The sequence below is a fragment of the Paenibacillus sp. 05T425 genome, assembly GCF_056396205.1.
This window is the reverse complement of sequence record NZ_JBFTLA010000172.1, coordinates 1-372: the sequence shown is the minus strand read 5'-3', so window position 1 is coordinate 372 and position 372 is coordinate 1. Positions and strand designations below refer to the sequence as shown.

The window sequence follows — 372 nt, the reverse complement described above, 5'->3', positions numbered from 1 at the left end:
ATCGAGACCCAGACCTTGCGCTTCAGCAGTCTGCGCGAGATCGAGCAGCTCTTGGGTGACCACTTGGCGGTGGTCCTGGCCGGAGACTCGCACCACTACGCGCGCTACCAGCCAAAAGCCGGCAGCCAGGCACCGCAACGCATCACCTGCGGAGGCGGTGGCGCCTTCCTGCATGGCACTCATCAACTTCCAGATCCGCCCGAGCCAATCACCGTCGGCGGAACGCCGCAGCACTACGAGCTGGCGGCAACCTACCCGGACAAAAAGACCTCCGAACAGCTGCGTAACCGGGCATGGCGGCTACCCACCCACAACCTCTCGTTCTGCGGCATGCTGGCGATCTTGTACTTGCTGTTCGACTGGATGGTAGAA

1 protein-coding gene is annotated in these 372 nt (G+C 62.6%); it reads left to right on the top strand.

The window, feature by feature from the left end; translation table 11 throughout:
- A partial coding sequence (locus AC1DF0_RS32625) for a hypothetical protein (RefSeq protein ID WP_477577772.1) occupies window positions 1-372 on the top strand: 372 nt, incomplete at both ends.